The sequence below is a fragment of the Mesorhizobium sp. M2A.F.Ca.ET.043.05.1.1 genome (genome assembly GCF_003952445.1).
GTDB lineage: Bacteria > Pseudomonadota > Alphaproteobacteria > Rhizobiales > Rhizobiaceae > Mesorhizobium.
Window position 1 is genome coordinate 2,070,164 of the sequence record NZ_CP034446.1, and the last position, 23,491, is coordinate 2,093,654.

General features: G+C 64.1%; 26 protein-coding genes. 5 read left to right on the plus strand and 21 right to left on the minus strand.

Features of this window, described 5'->3' with window-relative positions:
* Positions 1 to 79: 79 nt before the first annotated feature.
* Both EJ069_RS09985 and EJ069_RS09990 read right to left on the minus strand, forming a co-directional pair.
* The gene (locus EJ069_RS09985; RefSeq protein ID WP_126061125.1) at positions 80 to 628 is read right to left on the minus strand and encodes a DUF177 domain-containing protein; all 549 of its coding nucleotides are present in this window, start codon (positions 626 to 628) and stop codon (positions 80 to 82) included.
* The gene (locus EJ069_RS09990) at positions 615 to 1,181 is read right to left on the minus strand and encodes a ubiquinol-cytochrome C chaperone family protein (protein ID WP_126061126.1); all 567 of its coding nucleotides are present in this window, start codon (positions 1,179 to 1,181) and stop codon (positions 615 to 617) included. Before EJ069_RS09990 ends, EJ069_RS09985 begins: the two co-directional genes overlap by 14 nt.
* Before the next feature lie 117 nt (positions 1,182 to 1,298).
* On the opposite strand from EJ069_RS09990, the gene EJ069_RS09995 reads away from it, so the two are divergent.
* The 3 genes from EJ069_RS09995 (at position 1,299) to EJ069_RS10005 (ending at position 3,488) form a co-directional block, all read left to right on the plus strand.
* A complete protein-coding gene (locus EJ069_RS09995; RefSeq protein WP_042640142.1) occupies positions 1,299 to 1,820 on the plus strand; it encodes an outer membrane protein assembly factor BamE in 522 nt (173 codons plus the stop codon).
* A gap of 131 nt (positions 1,821 to 1,951) precedes the next feature.
* Complete coding sequence (locus EJ069_RS10000; RefSeq protein ID WP_245456491.1) at positions 1,952 to 2,497, plus strand: dTDP-4-dehydrorhamnose 3,5-epimerase family protein; 546 nt, start codon at positions 1,952 to 1,954, stop codon at positions 2,495 to 2,497.
* Position 2,498: 1 nt separating this feature from the next.
* On the plus strand, positions 2,499 to 3,488 hold the full coding sequence (locus EJ069_RS10005; protein ID WP_245456492.1) for a glycosyltransferase family 2 protein: 990 nt from the start codon (positions 2,499 to 2,501) through the stop codon (positions 3,486 to 3,488).
* A gap of 91 nt (positions 3,489 to 3,579) precedes the next feature.
* On the opposite strand, the gene EJ069_RS10010 is transcribed toward EJ069_RS10005, so the two are convergent.
* The 5 genes from EJ069_RS10010 to EJ069_RS10030 all read right to left on the minus strand — a co-directional run bounded on the left by EJ069_RS10010 (position 3,580) and on the right by EJ069_RS10030 (position 9,761).
* On the minus strand, positions 3,580 to 5,721 hold the full coding sequence (locus EJ069_RS10010) for a sodium-translocating pyrophosphatase (protein WP_126061128.1): 2,142 nt from the start codon (positions 5,719 to 5,721) through the stop codon (positions 3,580 to 3,582).
* A 263-nt stretch (positions 5,722 to 5,984) separates the two neighbouring features.
* A complete protein-coding gene (locus EJ069_RS10015) occupies positions 5,985 to 6,734 on the minus strand; it encodes an ABC transporter permease (protein WP_126061129.1) in 750 nt (249 codons plus the stop codon).
* Positions 6,731 to 7,669: an ABC transporter ATP-binding protein gene (locus tag EJ069_RS10020; RefSeq protein ID WP_126061130.1), complete on the minus strand. Its 939-nt coding sequence runs from the start codon at positions 7,667 to 7,669 to the stop codon at positions 6,731 to 6,733. The genes EJ069_RS10015 and EJ069_RS10020 overlap by 4 nt, the downstream gene beginning before the upstream one ends.
* Positions 7,666 to 8,832, minus strand: a complete 1,167-nt coding sequence (locus EJ069_RS10025; protein ID WP_126061131.1) for an ABC transporter permease — start codon at positions 8,830 to 8,832, stop codon at positions 7,666 to 7,668. Before EJ069_RS10025 ends, EJ069_RS10020 begins: the two co-directional genes overlap by 4 nt.
* A 50-nt stretch (positions 8,833 to 8,882) precedes the next feature.
* Positions 8,883 to 9,761 (minus strand): ABC transporter substrate-binding protein, encoded by an 879-nt coding sequence (locus EJ069_RS10030; RefSeq protein ID WP_348639373.1) that lies wholly within the window; start codon positions 9,759 to 9,761, stop codon positions 8,883 to 8,885.
* Between the two features lie 275 nt (positions 9,762 to 10,036).
* On the opposite strand from EJ069_RS10030, the gene EJ069_RS10035 reads away from it, so the two are divergent.
* Positions 10,037 to 10,609, plus strand: a complete 573-nt coding sequence (locus EJ069_RS10035) for an NADPH-dependent FMN reductase (RefSeq protein ID WP_126061133.1) — start codon at positions 10,037 to 10,039, stop codon at positions 10,607 to 10,609.
* A 46-nt stretch (positions 10,610 to 10,655) separates the two neighbouring features.
* Here EJ069_RS10035 and EJ069_RS10040 read toward each other — a convergent pair whose 3' ends face one another.
* The 9 genes from EJ069_RS10040 to EJ069_RS10080 all read right to left on the minus strand — a co-directional run bounded on the left by EJ069_RS10040 (position 10,656) and on the right by EJ069_RS10080 (position 18,086).
* On the minus strand, positions 10,656 to 11,876 hold the full coding sequence (locus tag EJ069_RS10040; protein WP_126061134.1) for an MFS transporter: 1,221 nt from the start codon (positions 11,874 to 11,876) through the stop codon (positions 10,656 to 10,658).
* Positions 11,873 to 12,367: a transcription antitermination factor NusB gene (gene nusB, locus EJ069_RS10045; RefSeq protein ID WP_126061135.1), complete on the minus strand. Its 495-nt coding sequence runs from the start codon at positions 12,365 to 12,367 to the stop codon at positions 11,873 to 11,875. Before nusB ends, EJ069_RS10040 begins: the two co-directional genes overlap by 4 nt.
* Positions 12,364 to 12,858, minus strand: a complete 495-nt coding sequence (locus tag EJ069_RS10050) for a 6,7-dimethyl-8-ribityllumazine synthase (RefSeq protein ID WP_126061136.1) — start codon at positions 12,856 to 12,858, stop codon at positions 12,364 to 12,366. Before EJ069_RS10050 ends, nusB begins: the two co-directional genes overlap by 4 nt.
* Before the next feature lie 244 nt (positions 12,859 to 13,102).
* Complete coding sequence (locus EJ069_RS10055; RefSeq protein WP_126061137.1) at positions 13,103 to 13,720, minus strand: riboflavin synthase; 618 nt, start codon at positions 13,718 to 13,720, stop codon at positions 13,103 to 13,105.
* 60 nt (positions 13,721 to 13,780) lie between these two features.
* Positions 13,781 to 14,908: a bifunctional diaminohydroxyphosphoribosylaminopyrimidine deaminase/5-amino-6-(5-phosphoribosylamino)uracil reductase RibD gene (gene ribD / locus EJ069_RS10060; protein WP_189476254.1), complete on the minus strand. Its 1,128-nt coding sequence runs from the start codon at positions 14,906 to 14,908 to the stop codon at positions 13,781 to 13,783.
* A gap of 2 nt (positions 14,909 to 14,910) precedes the next feature.
* The gene (gene nrdR, locus EJ069_RS10065; RefSeq protein ID WP_040983276.1) at positions 14,911 to 15,390 is read right to left on the minus strand and encodes a transcriptional regulator NrdR; all 480 of its coding nucleotides are present in this window, start codon (positions 15,388 to 15,390) and stop codon (positions 14,911 to 14,913) included.
* Between the two features lie 140 nt (positions 15,391 to 15,530).
* On the minus strand, positions 15,531 to 16,124 hold the full coding sequence (locus EJ069_RS10070) for a hypothetical protein (protein WP_126061138.1): 594 nt from the start codon (positions 16,122 to 16,124) through the stop codon (positions 15,531 to 15,533).
* 108 nt (positions 16,125 to 16,232) lie between these two features.
* Complete coding sequence (gene glyA / locus EJ069_RS10075; protein WP_126061139.1) at positions 16,233 to 17,546, minus strand: serine hydroxymethyltransferase; 1,314 nt, start codon at positions 17,544 to 17,546, stop codon at positions 16,233 to 16,235.
* Between the two features lie 126 nt (positions 17,547 to 17,672).
* Complete coding sequence (locus EJ069_RS10080) at positions 17,673 to 18,086, minus strand: hypothetical protein (RefSeq protein WP_126061140.1); 414 nt, start codon at positions 18,084 to 18,086, stop codon at positions 17,673 to 17,675.
* A gap of 228 nt (positions 18,087 to 18,314) precedes the next feature.
* Here EJ069_RS10080 and EJ069_RS33720 point away from each other — a divergent pair, with 228 nt between their 5' ends.
* A complete protein-coding gene (locus tag EJ069_RS33720; protein ID WP_126061141.1) occupies positions 18,315 to 19,040 on the plus strand; it encodes a LuxR C-terminal-related transcriptional regulator in 726 nt (241 codons plus the stop codon).
* 36 nt (positions 19,041 to 19,076) lie between these two features.
* On the opposite strand, the gene EJ069_RS10090 is transcribed toward EJ069_RS33720, so the two are convergent.
* From EJ069_RS10090 to EJ069_RS10110, 5 genes are all read right to left on the minus strand, one after another.
* Positions 19,077 to 19,373 carry a hypothetical protein gene (locus tag EJ069_RS10090; protein WP_126061142.1) on the minus strand — a complete coding sequence of 99 codons (297 nt, stop codon included), beginning with the start codon at positions 19,371 to 19,373 and terminating at the stop codon, positions 19,077 to 19,079.
* Between the two features lie 138 nt (positions 19,374 to 19,511).
* On the minus strand, positions 19,512 to 20,765 hold the full coding sequence (locus EJ069_RS10095; protein WP_126061143.1) for a L,D-transpeptidase family protein: 1,254 nt from the start codon (positions 20,763 to 20,765) through the stop codon (positions 19,512 to 19,514).
* A gap of 473 nt (positions 20,766 to 21,238) precedes the next feature.
* Entirely contained in the window at positions 21,239 to 21,754 is a 516-nt protein-coding gene (locus tag EJ069_RS10100; RefSeq protein ID WP_040983294.1) for a MarR family winged helix-turn-helix transcriptional regulator, read from the minus strand.
* A gap of 239 nt (positions 21,755 to 21,993) precedes the next feature.
* Complete coding sequence (locus EJ069_RS10105) at positions 21,994 to 22,416, minus strand: DUF6163 family protein (protein ID WP_126061144.1); 423 nt, start codon at positions 22,414 to 22,416, stop codon at positions 21,994 to 21,996.
* Positions 22,413 to 23,456: an enoyl-CoA hydratase/isomerase family protein gene (locus EJ069_RS10110; protein ID WP_126061145.1), complete on the minus strand. Its 1,044-nt coding sequence runs from the start codon at positions 23,454 to 23,456 to the stop codon at positions 22,413 to 22,415. The genes EJ069_RS10105 and EJ069_RS10110 overlap by 4 nt, the downstream gene beginning before the upstream one ends.
* Between the last annotated feature and the right edge of the window lie 35 nt (positions 23,457 to 23,491).

Sequence of the window (23,491 nt, forward strand, 5' to 3'; positions counted from 1 at the left end):
AAGGGGGCTCGCGAAGGTTCGGCGAAAATAGCGGTTTTGCGCCTGCGCACAACCAACTTTTCCAAAATCCGGACCACTCTCAGGATTTTCCGAGCAGCGAACGCAGCTTTTTCTGGAATTCGCTTTCCTCGGCCTGATCGTCGCCGGCGACGTCGAGCGAGGCTCCCGGCTTGCGTGGATAGGGGTCGATCGCCAAGCCGAAGAACTGTTCGGCCAGCGCACCGACGTCGATCGTGTCGCCGGAGAATGTTTCCGGACTGTCCGGTCCATCGGCGTCGAGAATGATCTCGCCGCCGCCCTCGAAGCCCTCGCGTCCAAGCTTCGACTGCTCAGGCAGGAACAGCGCCTCGACCGGCTCGTCTATATGCGCGCTTACCGGCTCCAGGGTGACGATGCAGGCCTGCGTGATCTCGGCCTCGACGCGGCCGGTAACCTTGACGCCGTTGCGCTTCCACGAAGCAACAAGCAGCTCGGCGCGGTAGCTTTCGACCGAAAGCAGCTCATATTCGGCGGCAAGTGCCTCGCGCTGGCGCTGGTCGGCCTCGACCAGGACCGGCAGGCCCTTTTGCGGCAGCCGCGCGACATTGGCGACAAAGGATACCGGGCTGCGCAATTCAGCGTCTTTCATGCTGGCCTCCTTCATGCGGCCCCGGCGCCGGGAACGCGACCGTGCCGGCGGCGATCGATTCGGTCGGCTGCGCGGCGAGCTTCTTGCTGGCATCGCAGACATAATCCGCCAGCAGCGAGGCCTGCGGCCAGGGGCCCGCGTCCGGCCTGACATTGCGGGCAAGCGCCGCCGCAAGCGCCGCCCGGTCGTTTTCCCGGAGGGCATCATCATAGGCGGCCGTCCGGCCGTAGAACATCCTTGCCAGCTTCTTCATGCGCTTGGGCACGCCGACGTCGCTGATTCCAAGTTCGCGAAGCGAATGATCGACGTCGAGGAAGAACTCGTCGATCAGCACTTGCGCGACCTCGGCCGCCACGCCTTGCTCGCCATGCAGACGGTGCTGGACGAGATAGATATGCAGCGACAGCATCTCGAAGCGGCCGAGCGGCGTATCCGGCACATTCCAGTCCGAATAAAACAGCGTTTGCCGCGCCGCCGCCACGATTTGTGCGTAGAGCGCGTCGGTGATAGCGCGGTTGGCATTGCGTTCGCGGCCAAAAAGGCGCTGGAACATTGAGGGCGGTCTCCCGGGGACCTGTTGTTTGATTTGGCCTTGTTGCATCGGCATGCAAGCTGGTTTACCGGTTTTGCGGCCCAGCGCAAGTTGCGGGGATGTGATGGAGAATTGTTGTTGGGTGCGCTGAAATTCAAGTCGTTTCTTGCGCCCGCCCCGGTGGGCGTGGCCTCACTGCTGATGGTCGTATCAGCGCTTTCCGCCTGCAATTCGTCCAAGATGTTCGGCGATCTCCATCCAAGCGAGACGCTGACCAAAGGCTACGTCATCGACCAGCAGGCAATCGATTCGGTGCCGGTCGGATCGAGCCGTGAACAGGTGCTGCTGGCGCTGGGCACGCCCTCGACGACGGCGACCTTCGACAACGAGGCCTTCTACTATATCTCGCAGACGCGCAAGCGCTACGTCGCCTTCGACAACCCGCACATCATCGACCAGCATGTGTTGGCGGTCTATTTCGGCGCTGACGGCCGCGTGACCCAGATTGCCAATTACGGCCTGAAGGACGGCAAGATCTTCGACTTCATCTCCAGGACGACACCGACCGGCGGCAAGGACCAGAACTTCCTCAGCCAGGTCATCAACGGCGCCGCCAAGCTGGCACCCGGCATCCCCGGCGGTGGCAGCGGCACTCCTTAAGTCCATCGACGGCCTGCAGAGCAATCAAAACCCGCCGCCTCGCCGGCGGGTTTTGTGTATGTGAGGCCAGACGCATACTTGCTTATGTTCCGGCGTCCCCCTATCAATTTGCCGGGGTTTGGGAGCCGGTCATGAGCAACAGCGATCATACTGTGCCGCAAGGCTGGATGGCGACAGGCACGCCCGACCGGCAGACCGTGACACCTGACTGGCTTGTCGTCGATGCGCCGACAATCGACGGCGTCGCGCTCAAGGAAATCCGGCCTGTCGCGACTTCGACCGGCTACCTCACTGAGATCTTTCGCGAGGAATGGGATCTGGACGGGCTTCCCGTCGGACAGGTGTTTCAACGCACGCTTTATCCCGGCGCGGTGACGGGATGGCATGCCCATGGCGTCACAACCGACCGGCTTTTTTGCTCGGTGGGCAGCGTTCGCATCTCACTGTTCGACGGTCGCAAGGCCTCGCCGACATTCGGCGCGGTCTGGCACAAGATCGTCGGCGCGCTCAGGCCTGCCATCGTCGTCATTCCGCCCGGCGTCTGGCACGGAGTCGTCGCGCTCGGACCGGACATTGCATTGGTGCTCAATCTGGTCGACAAGGCTTATGCCTATGACGCGCCCGATCACTGGCGGCTACCGCCCGATACCGAACAGATCCCCTACAAGCTGGCATAGCGTGGAACAGGCCGGCCAGCGCGCACCAAAAGGGCGAATCGAACCGCTTGTCTCGGTCATCATCGCGACGCACAACCGCCCCGCGGTCCTGCGCCAGACGCTGAAAAGCCTCATCGGTCAGACCCTGCAGGACTGGGAAGCCATCGTCGTCGGCGACGCGTGCCGGCCGGACACACCGGCAATTGTCGCCGACTTCGATGACTGCCGCATTTCCTACATCGATCTTCCGGTGAATTTCGGCGAGCAATCAGGGCCGAACAACATCGGCTTCGCCAGGGCTCGCGGCCGCTTCGTCGCGATCTTGAATCATGACGACCTCTGGTTACCCGACCATCTGGCATCCATGAGCGGCTGGATCGACGCCACCGCTGCCGATGTAGTGATCGCCCGCGGCGCGGTCATCGAGTCGGCCGCGAGCAAGGGTTCCAGGCATATGATCCTCGGGATGGGGCGGGACGGCTTCTATGACCCCGTCACCACGGTCGGATTTGGCTCCGCGCAAATGATCCGGCGCACGTCGCTACCAAAGCTTGGGCCATGGCGCCCGGCCAGCCAGTGCGTTTGCGAGAGTTCCCAAGACTGGCTGTTCCGTGCCTGGCGCAAGGGTGCGGTGATCGCGACAATGCCGCATCTGACCGTGCTCATGCTGCATTCGGGCAAGCGCGAAGGCAGCTATGCGCGTGATACGGCGCAGGAGCAGGAAGAACTGATGGACGCGATGAGCTCGCCGGACGCTTTGCGCGCCAGGATTCTTGGCAACGCCGAGGAACCTGCTCCCCTTAAGCGTTCCCGTTACCTTAAACGCAGGTTTCTGGCGATGCTTGGCATACATCCGCGTGCGCGTTCCTTCCGTCGCCAGCATCGCCGAGGCGCCTTCATTGTCATGCTGCGCCAGACACGCGGCTTGCCGCCGATGCCCGAGCGAGAGCCGGACATCGACGCGTTGCTGGCCCGCTATCGCCATGCCAGCGAAAGGCCTGAAGCCAACTGAGCGCCCGCCGGGAAGGCGGCATGGTGTCATGCGAAAAAACAAAGCCCGCGGGATCGCTCCCGCGGGCTTTATCCTGGAATAGCCGCCGCGATCAGCCGTGCGCGAGCACGGCGAGAAGAAGCAGCGCGACGATGTTGGTGATCTTGATCGCCGGATTGACGGCCGGGCCGGCGGTGTCCTTGTAGGGGTCGCCGACGGTGTCGCCGGTGACCGAGGCCTTGTGCGCCTCGGAGCCCTTCAGGTGCTTGACGCCGTCCTTGTCGGTGAAGCCGTCCTCGAACGACTTCTTGGCGTTGTCCCAGGCGCCGCCGCCGGAGGTCATCGAGATAGCGACGAAGAGGCCGTTGACGATCACGCCGAGCAGCGAGGCGCCGAGCGCGGCGAAGGCCGAGGCCTTCGAGCCCGAGATCAGCAGCACACCGAAATAGACGACGAGCGGCGCCAGCACCGGCAGCAGCGACGGGATGATCATTTCCCGGATCGCCGCCCTGGTCAGGATGTCGACGGCGCGCGCATAGTTCGGCTTCGAGGTGCCGGCCATGATGCCCTTGTCCTCGCGGAACTGCTTGCGCACTTCCTCGACGATCGAGCCGGCGGCGCGACCGACGGCGGTCATGGCGATGCCGCCGAACAGATAGGGGATCAGGCCGCCGAAGATCAGGCCGGCGACGACGTAGGGGTTGGAGAGGTCGAAGGAGACGTCGCCCATGCCCTGGAAGTAGGGGTATTTGTCGCCATTGGCGGCAAAGAACCGGAGGTCGTTCGAGTAGGCCGCGAACAGCACCAGCGCACCGAGACCGGCCGAGCCGATGGCATAGCCCTTGGTCACAGCCTTGGTGGTGTTGCCGACGGCGTCGAGCGCGTCGGTGGAGTGGCGCACTTCTTTCGGCAGGCCGGCCATTTCGGCAATGCCGCCGGCATTGTCGGTGACCGGGCCGAAGGCGTCGAGCGCCACGATCATGCCGGCCAGGCCAAGCATGGTGGTGACCGCGATCGCCGTGCCGAACAGGCCGCCGAGCTGGTAGGTCGCGATGATGCCGCCGACGATGACGATTGCCGGCAGCGCGGTCGATTCCAGCGACACCGCGAGGCCCTGGATGACATTGGTGCCGTGGCCGGTCACCGACGCCTGGGCGATCGAGTTCACCGGGCGCTTGTTGGTGCCGGTGTAGTATTCGGTGATCACCACGATGAGGCCCGTCACCAGAAGGCCGATGAGACCGCAGATGAACAGGTTCTTGCCGGTGATGGCGATGCCGGCGACGGTACCGACCTCGCCCCAGCCCACCGTGGCGGAGGTCGCGGCGGCAAGACCGACGATCGACAGCAGGCCGGTGACGATCAGGCCCTTGTAGAGCGCGCCCATGATCGAGCCGTTGGAGCCGAGCTTGACGAAGAAGGTGCCGACGATCGAGGTCAGGATGCAGGCGCCGCAGATGGCGAGCGGATAGAGCATGGCCGCGCCCAGCGCGGCCGTTCCGCCGAAGAAGATGGCGGCCAGGACCATGGTGGCGACAACCGTCACCGCATAGGTCTCGAAAAGGTCCGCGGCCATGCCGGCGCAGTCGCCGACATTGTCGCCGACATTGTCGGCGATGGTGGCCGGGTTGCGTGGATCGTCTTCGGGAATGCCGGCCTCGACCTTGCCGACGAGGTCGCCGCCGACATCCGCACCCTTGGTGAAGATGCCGCCGCCGAGACGGGCGAAGATCGAGATCAGCGAAGCGCCGAAGCCGAGCGAGACCAGGGAGTCGATGACGACGCGGTCATTCGGCTGCAGGCCCATCGGGCCAGTCAGGATGGCGTAGTAGATCGAGACGCCGAGAAGCGCCAGCCCCGCGACCAGCAGGCCGGTGATGGCGCCGGATTTGAAGGCGATATCAAGGCCCGCGGCGAGGCTGTTGGAGGCGGCCTGCGCGGTCCGCACGTTGGCGCGCACCGAGACATGCATGCCGATGAAGCCGGCGGCGCCCGAAAGCACGGCGCCGATCAGGAAGCCGATCGCGGAGGTAATCGAGAGCAACCACCAGGCAAGCAGGAGCACGACGATGCCGACCACGGCGATGGTGGTGTATTGGCGCGCCAGATAGGCCTGGGCGCCTTCGCGTATGGCGGCGGATATTTCCTGCATGCGCTGATTGCCCTGATCGGACGCAAGGACCGAACGTGTCGCCCAGATGGCGTACAGAACTGACAGCAAGCCGCAGGCGATGACGGCGGTAATAATGGTCATTGCCGGATTTTCCTCGATTGATGGCCCAAAAGAACCCCTCCCTGGGCCGTTGGAACGGAGATGGATGCCGCGCGCGGAATCCACCCCTTGGTTGGGGTATGCGAAACAAGGCTTGGAACGTCAAGATATTGTTCGGTTTTTGCCCGGCTTTCGCCCAAAAGAAGAAGGCGGGAATCGTTGTGCCAGTGCGAGCCTGGAATTAGATCGATTAAAATGACGCAGGGCATCACAGGGCAACCCTGCCCGCCTGCCCCCGTATCGCGCTACTCCGCCCCCTGCCCCATGCGCCGCGCGGCGTAGCGTTCGATCGCCGACAGGCCATCATAGATCAGCACCGCAAGCGCTGCCACGATCAGGCCGCCCTGCAGCACGAAGGCAAGGTTGTTCGAGATCAGGCCGGCGATGATCACCTCGCCCAGGGTCTTTGCGGCAACCGTCGAGCCGATCGTCGCGGTGGCGAGGCTGATGACCACCGAAAGCCGGATGCCGCCCAGGATCACCGGGGCGCTCAGCGGCAGCTCGACCTTCATCAGCCTCTGCCAGCCGGTCATGCCGGCGCCGCGCGCCGCTTCCATCACGTTGCCGGGCAGCGTTGTCAGCGCCGTCAGCGCATTCTCGAAGATCGGCAACAGCCCATAGAGGAAGAGCGCGATCAGCGTCGGCTTCTCGCCGAAGCCGACGGCCGGAACCGCAAGCGCCAACACGGCAACCGGCGGAAAGGTCTGGCCGATATTAACCAGGCTGCGCGACAAGGGCAGGAACTCGGCGCCTGCCGGCCTCGTGACCAGGATGGCTAAAGCCACCGCGACAATCGTTGCCGCGACCGTCGCGACAAGGACGGTCCGCAGGTGCTGCAGGGTCAGCGTCAGCAGGCTGCCCTGGTTGTAGATCGCCGGCGCGCCATTCTCCGTCAAAGGTTTCAACAGCGGCTCGAACCAGCCCGGGCTGGTGATGAAGATCACCAGCAGCGCCAGGACAGCCAGCCTCAGCAGCGCGGGCAGCCAGGCTTTCATTGCGGCCTCGCCGCGCGCTTCACCAGGCCTTCGATGGTGACGCGGCCAATGAGTTTGCCGTCGGTGCCCTTCACCGGCAGCGCAGGACGGCCCGACCACAACAGCTCGGCCAGCGCGTCGCGCTGCGTGGCCTCGCCGGGGATCGCATCGCCTTCCGCGCCGCCCGGCTCTATGGCATCGCTCACAGGCCCGAGCGACAGCAGCCGGAACGGCCTTTCGTTGGTGCCGACCAATGTCTCGACAAAATCGCTTGCAGGCCTGGCCAGAATCTCCGCCGGTGTTGCGTATTGCACCAGCTTGCCGGCATCCATGACGGCGATCTTGTCGCCCAGATGCACAGCCTCTTCCATGTCGTGGGTGACGAGAATGATGGTGGTGCCAAAACGCTTCTGGATCGCCAGTAGATCCTCCTGCGCCTTCGTGCGGATGATCGGATCCACAGCGCCGAAGGGCTCATCCATCAAAAGCACGTTGGGCTCGGCGGCCAGAGCGCGGGCCACGCCGACACGCTGTTGCTGACCGCCGGAAAGCTCGTGCGGGTAACGCGGGCCATAGGCCTGTGGATCGAGCTGGTAGAGCGTCATCAGCTCGTCGACACGCGCCTTGATGCGATCCCTGTCCCAGCCGAGCAGCAGCGGCACGGTGGCGATGTTCTGCGCCACCGTGCGGTGTGGAAACAGGCCGTGGCCCTGGATGGCGTAGCCGATGCTGCGGCGCAGCTGATAGCCGGGCACCGAGCGGTTGTCGGCGCCGTCGAGCTTGATGACGCCGGAGGTCGGCTCGACCAACCGGTTGATCATCCTGAGCAGCGTCGTCTTGCCGGATCCGGATGTGCCGACAATGGTGGCGATGGTTCGCGGCTCGATGACCATCGAAACGTTGTCGACCACAGTCGTCTCGTCATAGCGCTTGGTGATGCCCTCGATCTCGATCATGCCTTTTCAACTACCCTGCGCTTGGTGGCGGTCATCTCGATGACCGCGTCGAGGATGATGGCAGCCGCAAAGGCCAACGCCACGGTGGGCAGCGCGCCGAGCAGCACCAGATCCATCGCCGTCTGGCCGACGCCCTGGAAGACAAACACGCCGAAGCCACCGCCGCCGATCAGCGCGGCTATGGTGGCAAGGCCGATATTCTGCACCAGCACGATGCGGATGCCGGTCAGGATCACCGGAAAGGCGAGCGGGAACTCGACATCGAGCAGGCGCTGGCGATCGGTCATACCCATCCCACGTGCGGCGTCGTTGGCCGCTCGGGGCACACCAGCCAGCCCGACCACCGTGTTGGCCACCACCGGCAACAGCGAATAGAGGAAGAGCGCGACAAAGGCGGGCGCGGTGCCGATGCCCCTGATGCCGATCGCGGCGGCCCCCGGCACGTGGACGGCGACCCAGCCGAGCGGCGCGATCAGCAGCCCGAATAGCGCTATGGAGGGAATGGTCTGGATGATGTTGAGCACGTTCAGCACGCCCGCCCGCAGCTTCTCGACGCGATGGCAAAGGATGCCGAGCGGTATGCCGACGATCACCGCGCCAGCCAGCGAGCCAAGCGCCAGGCTAACGTGCTTGGAAGCCTCGGCCCAGAAGCTGTCTGCGCGGCTGGCGTATTCCTTGAGGATGGAGAGGCTGTCCCAGCTTCCCGAGACGAGCAGCACGGCAATGGCGAGCGCGGCAAGGACGAGCACGCCGACGCGCGACCAGGGCGACAGGTTCAGCCTGGTCAGCACATCGGCCAATAGCAGGGTGAAGGCAAAGATCAGCAGCCAGAAACCGGAGGCGGGCGCGACGCGGGCAAAGGTGTTTCCGGCAGGCGTCAGGAAACCGCCGGCGGTGCCGATCAGGACCGATAGCGCGACCAGCGCGACGACGCTGACCGCCAGCCTGAGGATGAGCGGCGTCTTAAGCAAGGCGACGATGGCGGCGACGATCACCATAGCCAGCAGCACCATGCCAAGCGCGGGCGGCAGCGCTTCGAGGATCGAACGCGCCTGGCCTGGCACGATGCGGTTGGCGCGGAACGTCGCAAAGGGGGCCGCCAACGCAGCGTAGACGACGATCGCGGCAATGACGACGCCGAGCTTGTCGAAGCGGATGGTCACGATCGCCCCTCAATCGGCGGCGCGCCGCAGCACGGCGCGCCGAGCTCACCTCACTTCAAGAACCCGTTCTTCTTCAGAAAATCCTCCGCCACGCCCTTTGCAGGCTCGCCACCCAGTTGGACGCGGCCATTGAGCTCCTGCAGGGTGACGAGATCGAGCTTGGCGAAGACCGGCTTCAGCAGCGCCTCGATTTCGGGATGCTGCTTCAGGACCTCTTCGCGGATGATCGGCGCCGGCTGGTAGACCGGCTGCACACCCTTGTCGTCCTCGAGCACGACGAGGCCGGAGGGCTGGATGCCGCCGTCGGTGCCATAGACCATGGCGGCGTTGGCGCCGTTGGTCTGGTTGGCGGCGGCAGCGATGGTCGCCGCGGTGTCGCCGCCGGAGAGGGTGATCAACTGGTCTGGCTTCAGCGTAAAGCCATAGGTCGTCTGGAAGGCGGGGAGCGCCGCCGCAGAATTGACGAATTCGGCGGAAGCCGCGAGCACCACCTTGCCGCCGCTGGCGACATACTTGCCGAAGTCCGACAAGGTGGCGAGCTTGTTCTCGTCAGCCACTTCCTTGCGCAGCGCGATCGCCCAGGTGTTGTTGGCCGGCGACGGCGACAGCCAGACGATCTTGTTGGCATCGTAGTCGAGCTTCTTGGCGGTCTCGTAGCCCTTGGCGGCGTCCTTCCAGACCGGATCGTCGGCCTTCTGGAAGAAGAAGGCGGCATTGCCCGTATATTCTGGATAGATGTCGATCTCGCCGGCGGTGATCGCCTTACGCACCACGGGCGTCGCGCCGAGCTGGATACGGTCGGTGGTCTTGATGTTGTTGGCGTTGAGCACGAGCTGGATGATGTTGCCTAGCACGCCGCCTTCGGTGTCGATCTTGGAAGACACCACCACCTGGGCATTCGCCGATGCCGTCGCGATACCAAGCGCCATCGCCGCGAAAGCGAGCTTTCTACCTGAAAACATTGTGAAAATCCCTTGCTATAAGCCGTTCAATCGGTGGTCGCATATGAGCACAGCTTCAACGGCCGGTCGGGGCATACGGTTTCATAACTAGGGGGATACACGCAATAATTTTGTTCGGCCCAGACGAAGGCCACGGGCGCACCCCGACATGGCTATGCCGACCTAACGTCGGCTGGCCGCCTGCCCTGTTCTGGGGAATACTAGGGAAAGGCGGGTCGGCGGCCAAAAACAGGGAGTGTGTCATGGCCAAGCATAAAGTCGGCTACCTCATCGGCAGCCTTGCCAGGGGCTCCATCAACCGCAAGCTTGCGAAAGCCCTCGTGAAACTGGCGCCGCCCGAACTTGAGATGACGGAAATCCCCTTCAAGGACCTGCCGCTCTACAGCTACGACTATGATGCCGACTTTCCGCCGGTCGCCCTGGAGTTCAAGAAGGCCATCGCGTCCGTCCAGGCAGTGCTTTTCGTCACGCCGGAATACAACCGCTCGATCCCCGGCGGCCTGAAGAACGCGATCGACTGGGCGAGCCGGCCCTACGGCAAGAACTCTTTCGCCCGCAAACCGACAGCCGTCATCGGAACGTCGCCCGGTGCGATCGCGACAGCCGTCGCCCAGCAGAGCCTGCGCAGCGTGCTCAGCTTCTGCAACGCACCCCAGATGAACTCTCCCGAAGCCTATATCCAGTTTACCCCGGGATTGATCACCGACGACGGCGAGGTGACTGTGGCGTCAACCGAAACATTCCTGCGCAATTACATGGACGAGTTCCACATGTTCATCGCGCGGGTGCTGCAGGTGCTCCCGCCTGATGCATGACGCCGACCGTTTCGGACTTGTCGCCGGAACGGCCTCGGCACCTTCCTCAGAGTTCGCGGGAGCCTACCATCCTCAACGTGCCGAGCGCGACAAAGCAAAGCGCGACGACCGGGAAGACGACCCAGTTGAGCATCGTCCAGCCCCATGCGTTGTAGATCGCACCTGACATGAGCGAGGAGAAGGCGACGGAGCCGAACAGGACAAAGTCGTGGAAACCCTGCACCTTGCTCTTCTCTGAAGGGCGGTAGCTGGCCGCGACCATGGCCGTTGCGCCGATGAAGCCGAAGTTCCAGCCAAGCCCGAGCAGGATCAGCGCCGTCCAGAATTGCCACAGATGCAGCCCGGAAAGCGCCACCGTGGCGCAGCCGATCAGGAGCACGAGGCCAGTGGCCAGGATGCGTTCGGCGCCGAAGCGGTGGATCAGCGAGCCGGTGAAGAAGCTCGGCCCGAACATGGCCATGACGTGCCAGGAAATGCCCAGCGTCGCATCGTCTTCCGACAGGCCGCAGCCGACCATGGCGAGCGGCGCGCCGGTCATGACGAAGCTCATCAGCGCGTAGCTGCCGACGGTGCAGAAAAGTGCTGCGACAAAACGCGGCTGTGTGACGATTTCAGCCAGCGGCCGGGCATCGCTTGCAGCGGTTTCGGTGACGGTGTTGGTCGTTGAAGACACACGCAGGAACGACAGGACAAGCGCGCCAACCGCCGCAAGCGGCAGGATCGAAGCGAAAGATCCCGCGAACATGACTGGGGCCAGCAGTTCGCGGGTGTAAATGACGATCTGCGGCCCGAGGATGGCGGTGACGATGCCGCCCGCTAGCACAAAGGAGATGGCGCGTGCCTTGAATTGGGGCGGCGCGTTGTCGGCGGCCGCGAAGCGAAACTGCTGCACGAAGGCGCCGCCGACGCCGATCACGCAAAGGCCGAAGGCAAACAGCCAAAACCTTGCCTGGAAGAGCGCTAGCGTCGCGATCAGGCCGCCGAGCGCGGTGACCACGGTGCCGGTCATGAAACCGCCGCGATAGCCGAGGCTGCGGATGATGGCTGCGGCCGGCAAGGCTCCCAGCGCCACGCCGAGATTGAAACCGGTGACCGGCGCCGTCGCCAGCGATTTATCGGGACCGAGCAGATATTGACCGGCCAGCGCGCCGAGCGAAATGGCGATCGGAGCGGCCGAACCGACGATCGCCTGCGCGGCGGCAAGCAGGACGGCTGTGCGGCGCCCTTCCCTGCCGGTCGCGGCGACCGCGGCCGTTGCGGTCGTCACGAAGCGTCCTTGCCGCGCCCCTCGCCGCGAACCCGGCGCGAGACGCGATCGAGAACGGCATTCACCAGCTTGGGTTCGTCTTCCTCGTAAAAAGCTTTTGCGATGTCGACATATTCGGACACGATCACGGCCACCGGCACGTCTTCGCGCTTCATCAATTCATAGACGCCGGCGCGCAGGATGGCGCGCAGCGTCGAATCCAGCCGCGACAACGGCCAATCCTCGGTCAGCGCCTGGCGGATGACGGGGTCGATGGTCTTCTGGTTCTCGACAACGCCGGTCAGGATGGCGCGGAACCATTGCGCGTCCGCCTCGCGGTAGAGCGCGCCATCGACTTCCTTGCCTAGGCGGAAGGCCTCATATTCAGCCGTAATCTCGAAGACGCCGCTGCCGGCCACATCCATCTGATAAAGCGCCTGGACGGCAGCAAGACGGGCGGCGCCGCGCTTGTTGGCGTGGCGCACCGCTCCGGTCGAGGCAGACTCGGTCACGATTGGGCTCCGAATTTCTCTTTGAGCGCGATCATGGTCAGCGCCGCGCGCGCGGCGAAGCCACCCTTGTCGCCCTCGGTCTTCTTCGCGCGCGTCCATGCCTGCGCGTCGTTCTCGGTGGTCAGGATACCGTTGCCTATCGCGATCGCTTCCTGCACCGCCAGGTCCATCAGCGCGCGGCTCGATTCATTGGCGACGATGTCGAAATGATAGGTGTCGCCGCGGATGATGGTGCCGAGCGCGACAAAGCCGTCATAATGCGTGCCGCCTTCGGCGGCGCCATCGAGCGCGAAGGTGATGACGGCCGGTATCTCCAGCGAACCGGGAACGGTCACGACGTCATAAGTGGCGCCGGCATCATCGAGCGCGGCTGTCGCGCCTTCCAGAAGCGCGTCGGCCAGATCGTCGTGAAAACGCGCTTCGACAATGAGCAGATGCGCCTTCGCCTTCGGGCGAATGAACGCTTTGCCGTGTTGGGATGTGCCTGCCATAAAAGTCTCCGGGGGTTGCCGGTGACTTAGGCCGAAGCGAGGTTGATCGCAAGCGGAAGATGCTGGGCGCGACGTTCTGTGGCCTAGTCAGGCCGGCGCGTTACGGTCTCCACGCGCTTTACGAGGTTCTTGACCCAAGCCTCTACCTCTCTGTGATCGATCACTCGGCCGGCATCGACATCCGCCAACGCGTCAAGAGTCATCTGTCGGCGGTCGGCCTTCTCTTCGGCTCCGGCGGGATCCATCAAAGCCCCTCTTTCGCTGCCTCCGCTAGCCGCGCGGCGTAGCGGGCCATGGTGTCGATCTCGATATTGACGCGGTCGCCGGCCTGGCGTTCGCCCCAGGTGGTGACGCTCAGCGAGTGATGGATGAGAAGCACGTCGAAGCGGGTGCCTTCGACCTTGTTGACGGTGAGCGATGTGCCGTCGAGCGCGACCGAACCCTTGGGCGCGATGAACTTTGCCAGATGGCGCGGCGCCTCCAGCGTGAAGCGCACGGCATCGCCCTCCTCCTTGCGCTCGATGATCTCGGCGGTACCGTCGACATGGCCGGAGACGATGTGGCCGCCGAGCTCGTCGCCGATCTTCAGCGCCCGTTCGAGATTGATCCGGGTGCCGGATTTCCAGCTCGACGCGGTGGTCAGCCTGAGCGCTTCCTCCCAGGCCTCAACCTCGAACCAGCGCGCGTTCGAGCCGTGTTCGGGGAGCGCCGTGACGGTCAGGCAGACGCCGCCGCAGGAAATCGAGGCGCCGATGGCGATGGTCTCCGGATCGTAGGCGGTGACGATCCGCAGGCCGACGCCTTCGGCGAGCGGCTTCACAGCGGCTACCGTGCCGACGTCAGTCACAATTCCCGTAAACATCAGAGAGTTTCTTTCGTTTTGACCATGATCTGATCCAAAAACCGGTTCCCACTTTTGGGATCATGGTCTTATCCACTCGGCGTAGCTGTCCTCGCCGAAGCGCATGTCGCGCAGCTTGCGAAATCCGGCCGGGATGTGGTCTGCGTCGATCGGCGATGCAATACCGTCTTCGCCAATGGCGTCCGGCCCCTGGAACAGGACGATACGGTCGACAAGGTCTTCCTCGAGGAAGGCCTTGGCCACCTTAGCGCCGCCTTCGACCAAAACGCTTGCCATGCCGAGCGCGGCAAGGTCTTCCAGCAATTCCGGCAGGGCGACGACGCCGTCATGGGTTTCGGTGCCGATGAAGCGCACGCCGGCGCGTTCGAGCGCGGCCCGCCGGTGCGGGTCGGCTTCGAGGCACGAGGCGACATAGAGCGGGACGCGGTCGACGCCGGACACCAGCTTGGATGTCTCCGGCAGCCGGATCTGCCGATCGAGGACGATGCGCGCCGGCGAGCGGTTCTCCAGTCCCGGCAGGCGCACGGTCAGCGCCGGGTCGTCCTCGAGCGCGGTGCCGATGCCGATCAGGATGGCGTCGGACTCGGCGCGCATCAGATAGACGTCGCGCCGCGCGATCTCGCCGGTGATGGCGACCTGGCCGGCGCCCTTGCGGCCGATCTTGCCGTCGCTCGAGAGCGCAAGCTTCAGAGTTACTTCCGGGCGCTTCTTCAGAGAACGAGTGAGATAGCCAGCCATCTGCTCTGCGGCTTCGGCTGCCAGCACCTTCTCCACCACCTCGACACCGGCGGCGCGCAGTATGGCGTAGCCCTTACCGGAGACGCGCAAGTCGGGATCGCTGGCGGCGCCGACGACGCGCGCTACGCCGGCATTGACCAGCGCGTTGGCGCAAGGCGGCGTGCGGCCGTGATGGGCGCAAGGCTCCAATGTCACATAAGCGGTGGCGCCTCGGGCCAATTCACCGGCCTCGGCCAGCGCCTCTGTCTCGGCATGCGGGCGCCCACCCACGGCGGTCACGCCGGTGCCGACGATCATCGGCCCGGCGCCGTCATCGCGCACGATGATGGTGCCGACGGAAGGATTGGTCGAGGTGCGGCCGGCATTGCGGCGTGACAGCCTGATGGCCGCGGCCATGAAGCGGCGATCAAGGGCCGCCTGCGCGGCCTCGTCCAGTCGCGGTCCTGCCATGATCAGCCGGCGTCCTCTTCGGTCTTTTCCTCGTCGCCCTTCAATTCGCCCAGCAGCTCGTGAAAATCCCTGGCTTCGCGGAAATTGCGATAGACCGAGGCGAAGCGGACATAGGCGACGTCATCCAGCGACTTCAGCGCCTCCATGACCAAGCGGCCGACCTCGCCTGAAGCGATCTCGGTCTCGCCCGAGCTTTCCAGCTGGCGCACGATGCCGGTGACGGCGCGGTCGATGCGCTCAGGGTCGACATTGCGCTTGCGCACGGCGATCTCGACGGAGCGCAGCAGCTTGTCGCGGTCGAAAGGCACCTTGCGGCCGGACTTCTTGATGACGACGAGATCGCGCAGTTGAACGCGCTCGAAGGTGGTGAAGCGGCCGCCGCAATCCGGGCACACCCGCCGCCTGCGGATCGCCGCGCCATCCTCGGCGGGACGCGAATCCTTCACCTGCGTATCTTCGGACTGGCAATAGGGGCAGCGCATAGGGAGCTTTCGGTTGGCGATTCTCGGGATGCCGCAGGCTTAGTCTGTTTTGCCGCCACGGCAAAGCGCGGAGCCTTCGTATCAGAGATAGCGAGGCGCGGGGATAATTGCCAGCGCCCCGCCCCGCCGGCCGACAGGTGTCAGGGCGCGACATCCTTGGTCGAGAACCCGCAGGACGTGCCGAGATTGCGATAGGCCTTGGTGAAGCCGTCCATCGGGATGCTGGTGACCTGCTGTTTGCCGAAGGTCACATCGAGCGACGTCACCTTGCGCATCGCGCGCAGCAGGGCAAGACTGGTCTTGGCCTGGTCGTCGACCATCCAGCTCGGACGGCCGCCCGCGGCCGCGTTGGAGCTTACGGTCGCGGCCACCTTTACGCCGGGGTCGCCGAAAGTCGCGGCGATCTTGTCGCCGGTCGGAAGCGTCTTGTTGTCGATGATGAACATGATGGCCGGATAGGCGTCCGGCGGCAGCGCGTCGCCGGTCGAGATCGAGAGCGTCAGCGAGCCGGCGTTGCCGTCGCCATCGACGAAAGCCGTCGAGGCGGCGCAGGTCTTGTGTGCGTCCTGCCCGGTATCCAGCGTGTCGATGATGGTGGTCCACCTGCCGAAGCTTTTGGTGGCCGGCATGTCGGAGGCGGACTGCGTCTGCTCCTGCGCATCCGCGCCGGACAGGGCGAAAGCGGTCAGCGAGCCTGACAAGGCCAGGGCGGCAAGGTGGAAAGTGCGCATCATCAAGTCTCCGGTAAGCCGCGCCGCCCGATCAGGGAGCGGCGCGAAGCGCGAGGATAAAAGATGACGCGCGGCGTCCGGTCAACCGAAGGCTGACAGCCGGCGGAGGGATCAACCGAGATAGGGGTAGAGCGGGAAGCGGTCGGTCAGCGCAGTGACCTTGGCCTTCACCGCGGCCTCGACCGCCGCATTGCCTTCGTCGGAATTCGCCACCTTCAGACCGTCCAGCACCTCGGCGATCAGCTTGCCGATCTCGCGGAATTCGGCCTGGCCGAAGCCGCGCGTGGTGCCGGCCGGCGTGCCGAGACGCACGCCCGAGGTGACGAACGGCTTTTCCGGATCGAACGGAATGCCGTTCTTGTTGCAGGTGATGTTGGCGCGGCCGAGCGCCGCCTCGGCGCGCTTGCCGGTGGCGTTCTTCGGACGCAGGTCGACCAGCATCAAATGGTTGTCGGTGCCGCCCGAGACGATGTCGAGGCCGGTCTCCTGCAGGCTGGAGGCCAGCGCCTTGGCGTTGGCGACGATGCTTTCGGCATAGGTCTTGAAGTTCGGCTTCAGCGCTTCGCCGAGGGCCACCGCCTTGGCGGCGATAACATGCATCAGCGGGCCGCCCTGGAGACCCGGGAACACCGCGGAGTTCATCTTCTTGGCGATCTCCTCGTCGTTGCACAGGATCATGCCGCCGCGCGGACCGCGCAGTGACTTGTGCGTCGTCGTGGTCACGACATGGGCATAAGGCAGCGGCGACGGGTGCACGCCGCCGGCGACGAGGCCGGCGATATGGGCCATGTCGACCATCAGATAAGCGCCGATCGAATCGGCGATCTCGCGGAAACGCTTCCAGTCCCAGATGCGCGAATAGGCGGTGCCGCCGGCCAGGATCAGCTTCGGCCTGGTCTCGTGCGCGGTCTTCTCGATCACGTCCATGTCGAGCAGGTGATCGTCCTTGCGCACGCCGTAGGAGACGACCTTGAACCACTTGCCGCTCATGTTGACCGGGGAGCCGTGGGTGAGATGGCCGCCCGAATTCAGATCGAGCCCCATGAAGGTGTCGCCGGGCTGGAGCAGCGCGAGGAACACCGCCTGGTTCATCTGGCTGCCCGAATTCGGCTGGACATTGGCGAAGTTGCAGCCGAACAGCTTTTTCGCGCGCTCGATGGCGAGTTCCTCGGCCACGTCGACGAACTGGCAGCCGCCATAGTAGCGCTTGCCCGGATAGCCCTCGGCATATTTGTTGGTCATGATCGAGCCCTGCGCTTCGAGCACGGCGCGCGACACGATGTTTTCCGACGCGATCAGCTCGATCTCATGGCGCTGGCGGCCGAGCTCGTTGCGGATGGCGCCGAAGATTTCCGGATCGGCGTCGGCAAGCGTGGTCTCGAAGAAGGATACGAATTTGCTGGAGGCTGCCGCTGCATTTGACATGGCTTGCTTTCCCTTGGGGCCGGAGGTCTGCGAGGTCGCCGCGCATTAACACAGTTGTTTTCGGGCCGCCACGTTTGCGGCGCGAAATTTGCTGGCCGGTTTGCGCCAAGATAAAGCCGCCTGGTTCTAATCCCGCGGTTCCCGGCCCTTGAGGATCGCTTCGGAGAAGGTGATCTCGGTCAACAGCTTGCGCGCCGTGTGGTCGTTGATGTCACCGCGGCGCAGCATGGCCTGCAGTTCGGCGCGCTCGGCCTCGATGCCGGCAAGCCTGAATTCGATCTCGATGCGGCCGGAATCGCGGGCTTCGGCGCTCGGCGTTCGAAGCGGCCACAGAAGATTTGAGCAAGCCGAAGATGCGCCCCGACGGCCCCACGTCCGCTCTCTCGCCGCAGCCGCCGCGCTTGGTCGAGAGCGTCCCCCAATGTCGGGGCGCATCCGGCGGCTCGCGATAATCTGGAGCGCCAGCCAAATTCGAAAAAACCGGCCGGCACCCGGCGTCAGCGCAAGGCTGCTAGGGGGCGCCGGGTGGCCGGCCGCCACGCCAAGGCCCTGGAATCGGCGTGGCAAATACAGAAGAGGGCGCCGGGTCCGCACCCTTCCGCCGGAAGCGCGCGGGTGGCTGGCGCCGCGTCTTTCCTGATACCCGAGAGGCCAACTCCATCAACCTCTCGAAATCGCCGGGTTGACAGACGAAGCGCCCCTGCCCTTGCGGCATGGCACGGCCCGTGCAACCCTGTCTTCCCGGGTGGGTTGATACTGGGGTGTGAGATGCTGTCACGATTGATGACGCATGTGGAGGCGGCGTATGCGGCGCCTACGGCCGAAGACGCCAGCGCGGCCTTCTTCGCGGCAATGGAAGATTTCGGCGCCTCCTATCTGCAGACGAGGCTATACCGGCGGCCGGCGGCGATCCTGACTTCGGCCAGCCATTGGGCGGCCGGCGGCTTCATCACCAGGCTGGCGCCAAGCGGCTGGCCCGGCAGTCCGGCCTTCGACTATGTCTGTTTCGAATGCAATCCGCTGCTTGGCGCGATCCGCGAGAGCCGCACGAGCTACCGCTTCAGCGATTTCGCGCCGCACGACGATGCGCAATACGGCGCCTATTGGGAGGCGCTGAGCGAAGCCAATATCGACGACGCGCTCTGCGCCACCTCCTACGGCGCGGAAGGCGTGATCGCTTCGCTGCATCTCGGCTTTCATCGGCGGGAGTTTGCGCCGGACGAGCGTTTCGCAATCCACATGGCGGGCCTTGCCTTGACGGAAAGGCTGATGAGCCTGACCTCGCCGCCCCCGACCACCGCGGTCAGGCTCACGACGCGCGAGCGCGACAGCCTGGCGCTTGTCGCCGAAGGCAAGACCGACTGGGAGATCTCGGTCATCCTCGGCATCGCGGAAGCGACCGTGCGCTTCCATGTCGACAATGCCAGGCGCAAGCTGGGCGCCGTCAACCGCGCGCAAGCGGTCGCGCGGCTGGTGAACCAGCGGCTGATCTAGCAGTTCGGCAGAGAGGCTAGCAGGTCGGGCGAATATTTACGCTAAAAAGCCGAGTTTAAATGCAGCGAAGGAGCCACCGATTAGCACTACGACCAGCACGTAGTTTACCCTGGTCAGCAACGACACGGCTCTCGCTTGTTTGGGTTTCGCCGTCAGTGAAATCGCTATCAACGCAAGCACAGTCCCCAACGCCCAGATCGCCACAGTCATTGGCCCGTACCGCATAAGCAATGCAGCGAAATTTCGGAACTCCGCAGCGTCGTCAAACAGTGCAAATCGAGCCACCAAAACGACGGCCAACGCGACTGCAATTGCTTTGATATGCCAACGCATACCTTATCGCCCTCTTGTTATTTCTAGCCTATATCGGGGTGCATCCTTCTTGGAGGTTAACGGCGCCGGCTGCAGAACCCTCATGCCGCAACAAAAAAGCCGCCCAATAGGCGGCTTTTTGCAAATTATATCGGTTACTTACTGAGCCGAGCTGATCTGCAGCTCCTGGGCGCCGTCAAGCGCATAGATGTCGTCGCGGAACTGCACGACGCCGGGGGCTGTCGACCAGGCCGACAGATAGAGGAAGTGGACCGGTACCGGGTTGACGACATTGATCGGCGTGTTCTCACCGGTCTTGATCGCCGCTTCGAAATGCTGACGGTCCCAGCCGGGCGTGTCGCGCAGGATCCAGGTGACGAGGTCGCGCACATTCTGCACGCGCACGCAGCCCGACGAGTCGAAGCGCATCAGCTTGCCGAACAGGCTCTGCTGCGGCGTGTCGTGCATATAGACGCCGTCCGGGCTCGGGAAGTTGATCTTGACCGAGGCCATCGCATTGTTGCTGCCCGGATCCTGGCGGAAACGGTATTTCGCGGCATCGTCGGTCGACCAGTCGATGGTCATCGGATCGACCTCGCTGCCGTCCGGCGCGAACAGGCGGATGTGGCTGTCCTTGAGGTAGTTGGGATCCTTCCGCATCAGCGGAATGATGTCCTTGCGCACGATCGAGACCGGCGCATTCCAGTACGGATTGACGATGATCTCGTTGATCTTGGAGTTCACGATCGGCGTCTGGCGATCGATCTTGCCGACGATCGCGGTGTGGCGAAGCACGACGCGGTCGTTCTCGACCGCCTCGACCTGGGCCGCCGGAATGTCGACCAGCACATAGCGGCTGCCGAGCGTGCCGGCCTTTTCCTTCAGGCGCTGCAGGTTGGTCTGCAGCTGGCCGAGGCGGATCTGCGCCGGGACGTTCATTGCCGTATAGGTGTACTTGCCCATGGCGCCGTCGGCCGGCAGGCCGTGACGGAGCTGGAAGCGCTTTACCGCGGCATCGACATAGGAATCGAAGGCCGTCGAGATGCCGGCGCTTTGCGGCAGGTCGCCCGAAACCATCAGGCGCTTGCGCAGCGGCACGACATCCGGATCGTCGACGCCGAGCTGCAATTTCTTGGTCGCCGGAACCTGTTCCCAGCCGCCTTGGGCGACGATGTTCTGGTACTGCGCCACGGCCTGCTCGGTGAAGGCCACCGTCTGCTGGCTGAAGATCGGCAGCGTCGAGGCGACCTTGTTGGTGTCGTTGGCGCGTGCGTCGAACTGGTCGTCCCAATTGCCGCGGGTCGAGGATTTCAGGATGTCGCCGATCACGTCCTGGGCGCTGGCCTGGCCGGCAACCATGGCGGCGGCGAGCGCGGAGGCTCCGGTGAGGAAGAAACGGCGGCTGGTTCTCATGGCAGACATTCTTTGTTGATCGCTCTCGCTCAATCGCTTGCCGGGCGGCTTTGTCCGCACTCTAGGGTCGGCAAACTTAACAATTCGCCAACCATGACCCCGCTTCGCCGGCCGCCAGAAACTCGCTGCCGCCACGCGGGTTCCAAGGAGCGCAGGGCATAGGCCCGCAGCTTCACCCGTCATCCGCATCCACCGCGATTATGGCGGCAACGTGGCCTTGGCCCGCGATTTGCCTGCGGGGGCGAGGTGAAAGAAATGGGGGCGATGCCTTTTTGCATCGCAACTACGCCAGCGCGCCTTGTAAAGTCTGCGCCCCTCCCCGTCAGGCACAGAGCTTCAACGCGCGCAGCGATGGTCAAATTACCGTGGATGCCGCCTTTGCAAAAAGAAAGGACCGGCGCGTTCGGCACCGGCCCCATATTCTTTCCCCTTGGCCGCGCTTCTTCGGCGCGGCTTCGATGTTCCTCAAACGCTTACATCCGATACGCGATCGTATCGTTCCAGAAGCGATCAAGCCGCTGCAGGGCGCGGTTCATCTGCTTGAACTCGTCGGTGTTGATGCCGCCGACGGCCTCGATCGAGCCGACATGGCGCTCATAGAGGCCGGCGACGACGTCGGCCACCTCGTTGCCCTTGGGCGTCAGCGAAACGCGGACCGAGCGGCGATCGATGCGCGAGCGCTGGTGGTTGATGAAACCAAGGTCGACCAGCTTCTTCAGATTGTAGGAGACGTTCGAGCCGAGATAGTAGCCGCGCGAGCGCAGCTCGCCGGCGGTCAGCTCCGAATTGCCGATGTTGAAGAGCAGCAGCGCCTGGATGGCATTGATGTCGGAACGGCCGTTGCGGTCGAACTCGTCCTTGATCACGTCAAGCAGACGGCGGTGCAGACGCTCCACCAGCTGCAGCGATTCCATGTACAGCGAACGGATAGCCTCGCGGCGATCGTCGGATACGTTTGCGGTCTTCGCCGCTGGACGCGAATTGATCATTGTCTTTGCCTCTCGTTTGTCGCCTTGGTGATTTTTTGTTTTTCACCTTGATCGCGACACTATCGAATACTCATAAAATTCGACTTAAACGCCAGGGCTAACAAGAGCTTACCGGTAAGAGGTTTCGGAAGACGCTTAACGATGGGTCACCCGAGCAAGAACAATTAACCTAAAGATTTAGCCAACGGATTTGGGGACAAAACGGGCCGCGAAATCGGCCCGGAAAACCAACCCTTGGCCTACTGCCGGAGCTGGCGCTTCTGCAGCCAGATGACCACGCGGAAGACGATATAAAGCAGCGCCACGCTGGCGTGCGAGATCACGATCAGCAGGCGGTGGCCAAAGAGATCGGGGAAGCCGGCATACATCACCGTCTCGGTCACCGCGCAGATGAACCAGATCACCGGCCCCCAGGACGCCAGCATCCAAAGCCCCGCCGCGGCGAAAGGGAAAAAGACGGCAAGCGTCGTCGCCGCGACCTGCCAATGCACCGGCATCAGGTCGAAGCGCCACAATTCGCCGGGATAGATGCCGATCAGGCGGATCCAGTAGAGGATGCCGAACAGAAGGCAATAGCCGGCGATCACACGCTGGAACCAGGCGAAGATGACCTCGGTGGTCGAGGGCTGCAGCACGACACGCCTGGAGGTGACCTCGCTCACAGGGCGAGTTCCTTGTCTCCGAGCGGCGCGAAATAGGCGTCGATGTCGGCGGCACTGACCTCGTCCAGGCTCGCTGGCCGCCACTGGGGCGTCGACCCCTTGTCGATGATGGCGGCGCGGATGCCTTCGTAGAAATCGTGGCCGGCCAGCATGCGGTTGAGGATGCGGAATTCCATCTTCATGCATTCGTCCATCGACAGCGTCGATCCCGTGCTGATCTGGCGCCAGGCAACGTTGAGGCTGGTCGGCGAGCGGCTCTTCAGCGTCGCCAGGGTCTTTGCGGCAAAGGCATCGTCAGCCCCAGCCCGCTCCAGACTGTCGATGATGCCGGCGAGCGAGCTCTGCGAAAAGTGGCGCGCGATCGCCTCCAGGTCCTGCCGCTCCGTCTCGCGTTTTGCAGGCACGAAGAAATCGCGCAGCTCGGCATTGGCGTCGCCGCTCGTCGCCAGCTCGTCGAGCAGGCCCGCCTGGTCCCCGGCCTTGATGGTGTGGGTGGCGAGCCCCGACCACAGCGCGTCGCCATAGCGGATGCGGTTTCCGGTCAGCCCCAGATACATGCCGAACGAGCCGCCGAGATCCGGCAGCAAATGGCTGCCGCCGACATCGGGGAAGAAGCCGATGCCGACCTCGGGCATGGCGAACTGCGCGTTCTCGGTCAGCACGCGATGCGAGCCGTGAAAGGAGATGCCGACGCCGCCGCCCATGACGATGCCGTCGATCAGCGCGACATAGGGTTTCTTGAAGCGCGCGATGCGGGCGTTCAACCGATACTCGTCGGCGAAAAAGTCGATGGGCGGCCTGCCGGCGCGGCCGGCCTCGTAGATGTGCAGGATATCGCCGCCGGCGGAAAACGCCCTGCCCTCGGCCTTGACCACGACGACGCCGACGCCCGGATCCTCCTCCCAGGCGTCCAGCGCTCTGCCGAGCGCCTTGACCATGTTATGCGTGACGGCGTTGAGCGCCTTCGGCCGGGTCAATGTGACCACGCCCGCCCTGCCCAACCGCTCGAAGCGGATCTCGTCGCCGCCGCCAAAATCCATCGTCAGAGAATCCTCCCCCGCGCCTGCGGGAGGTG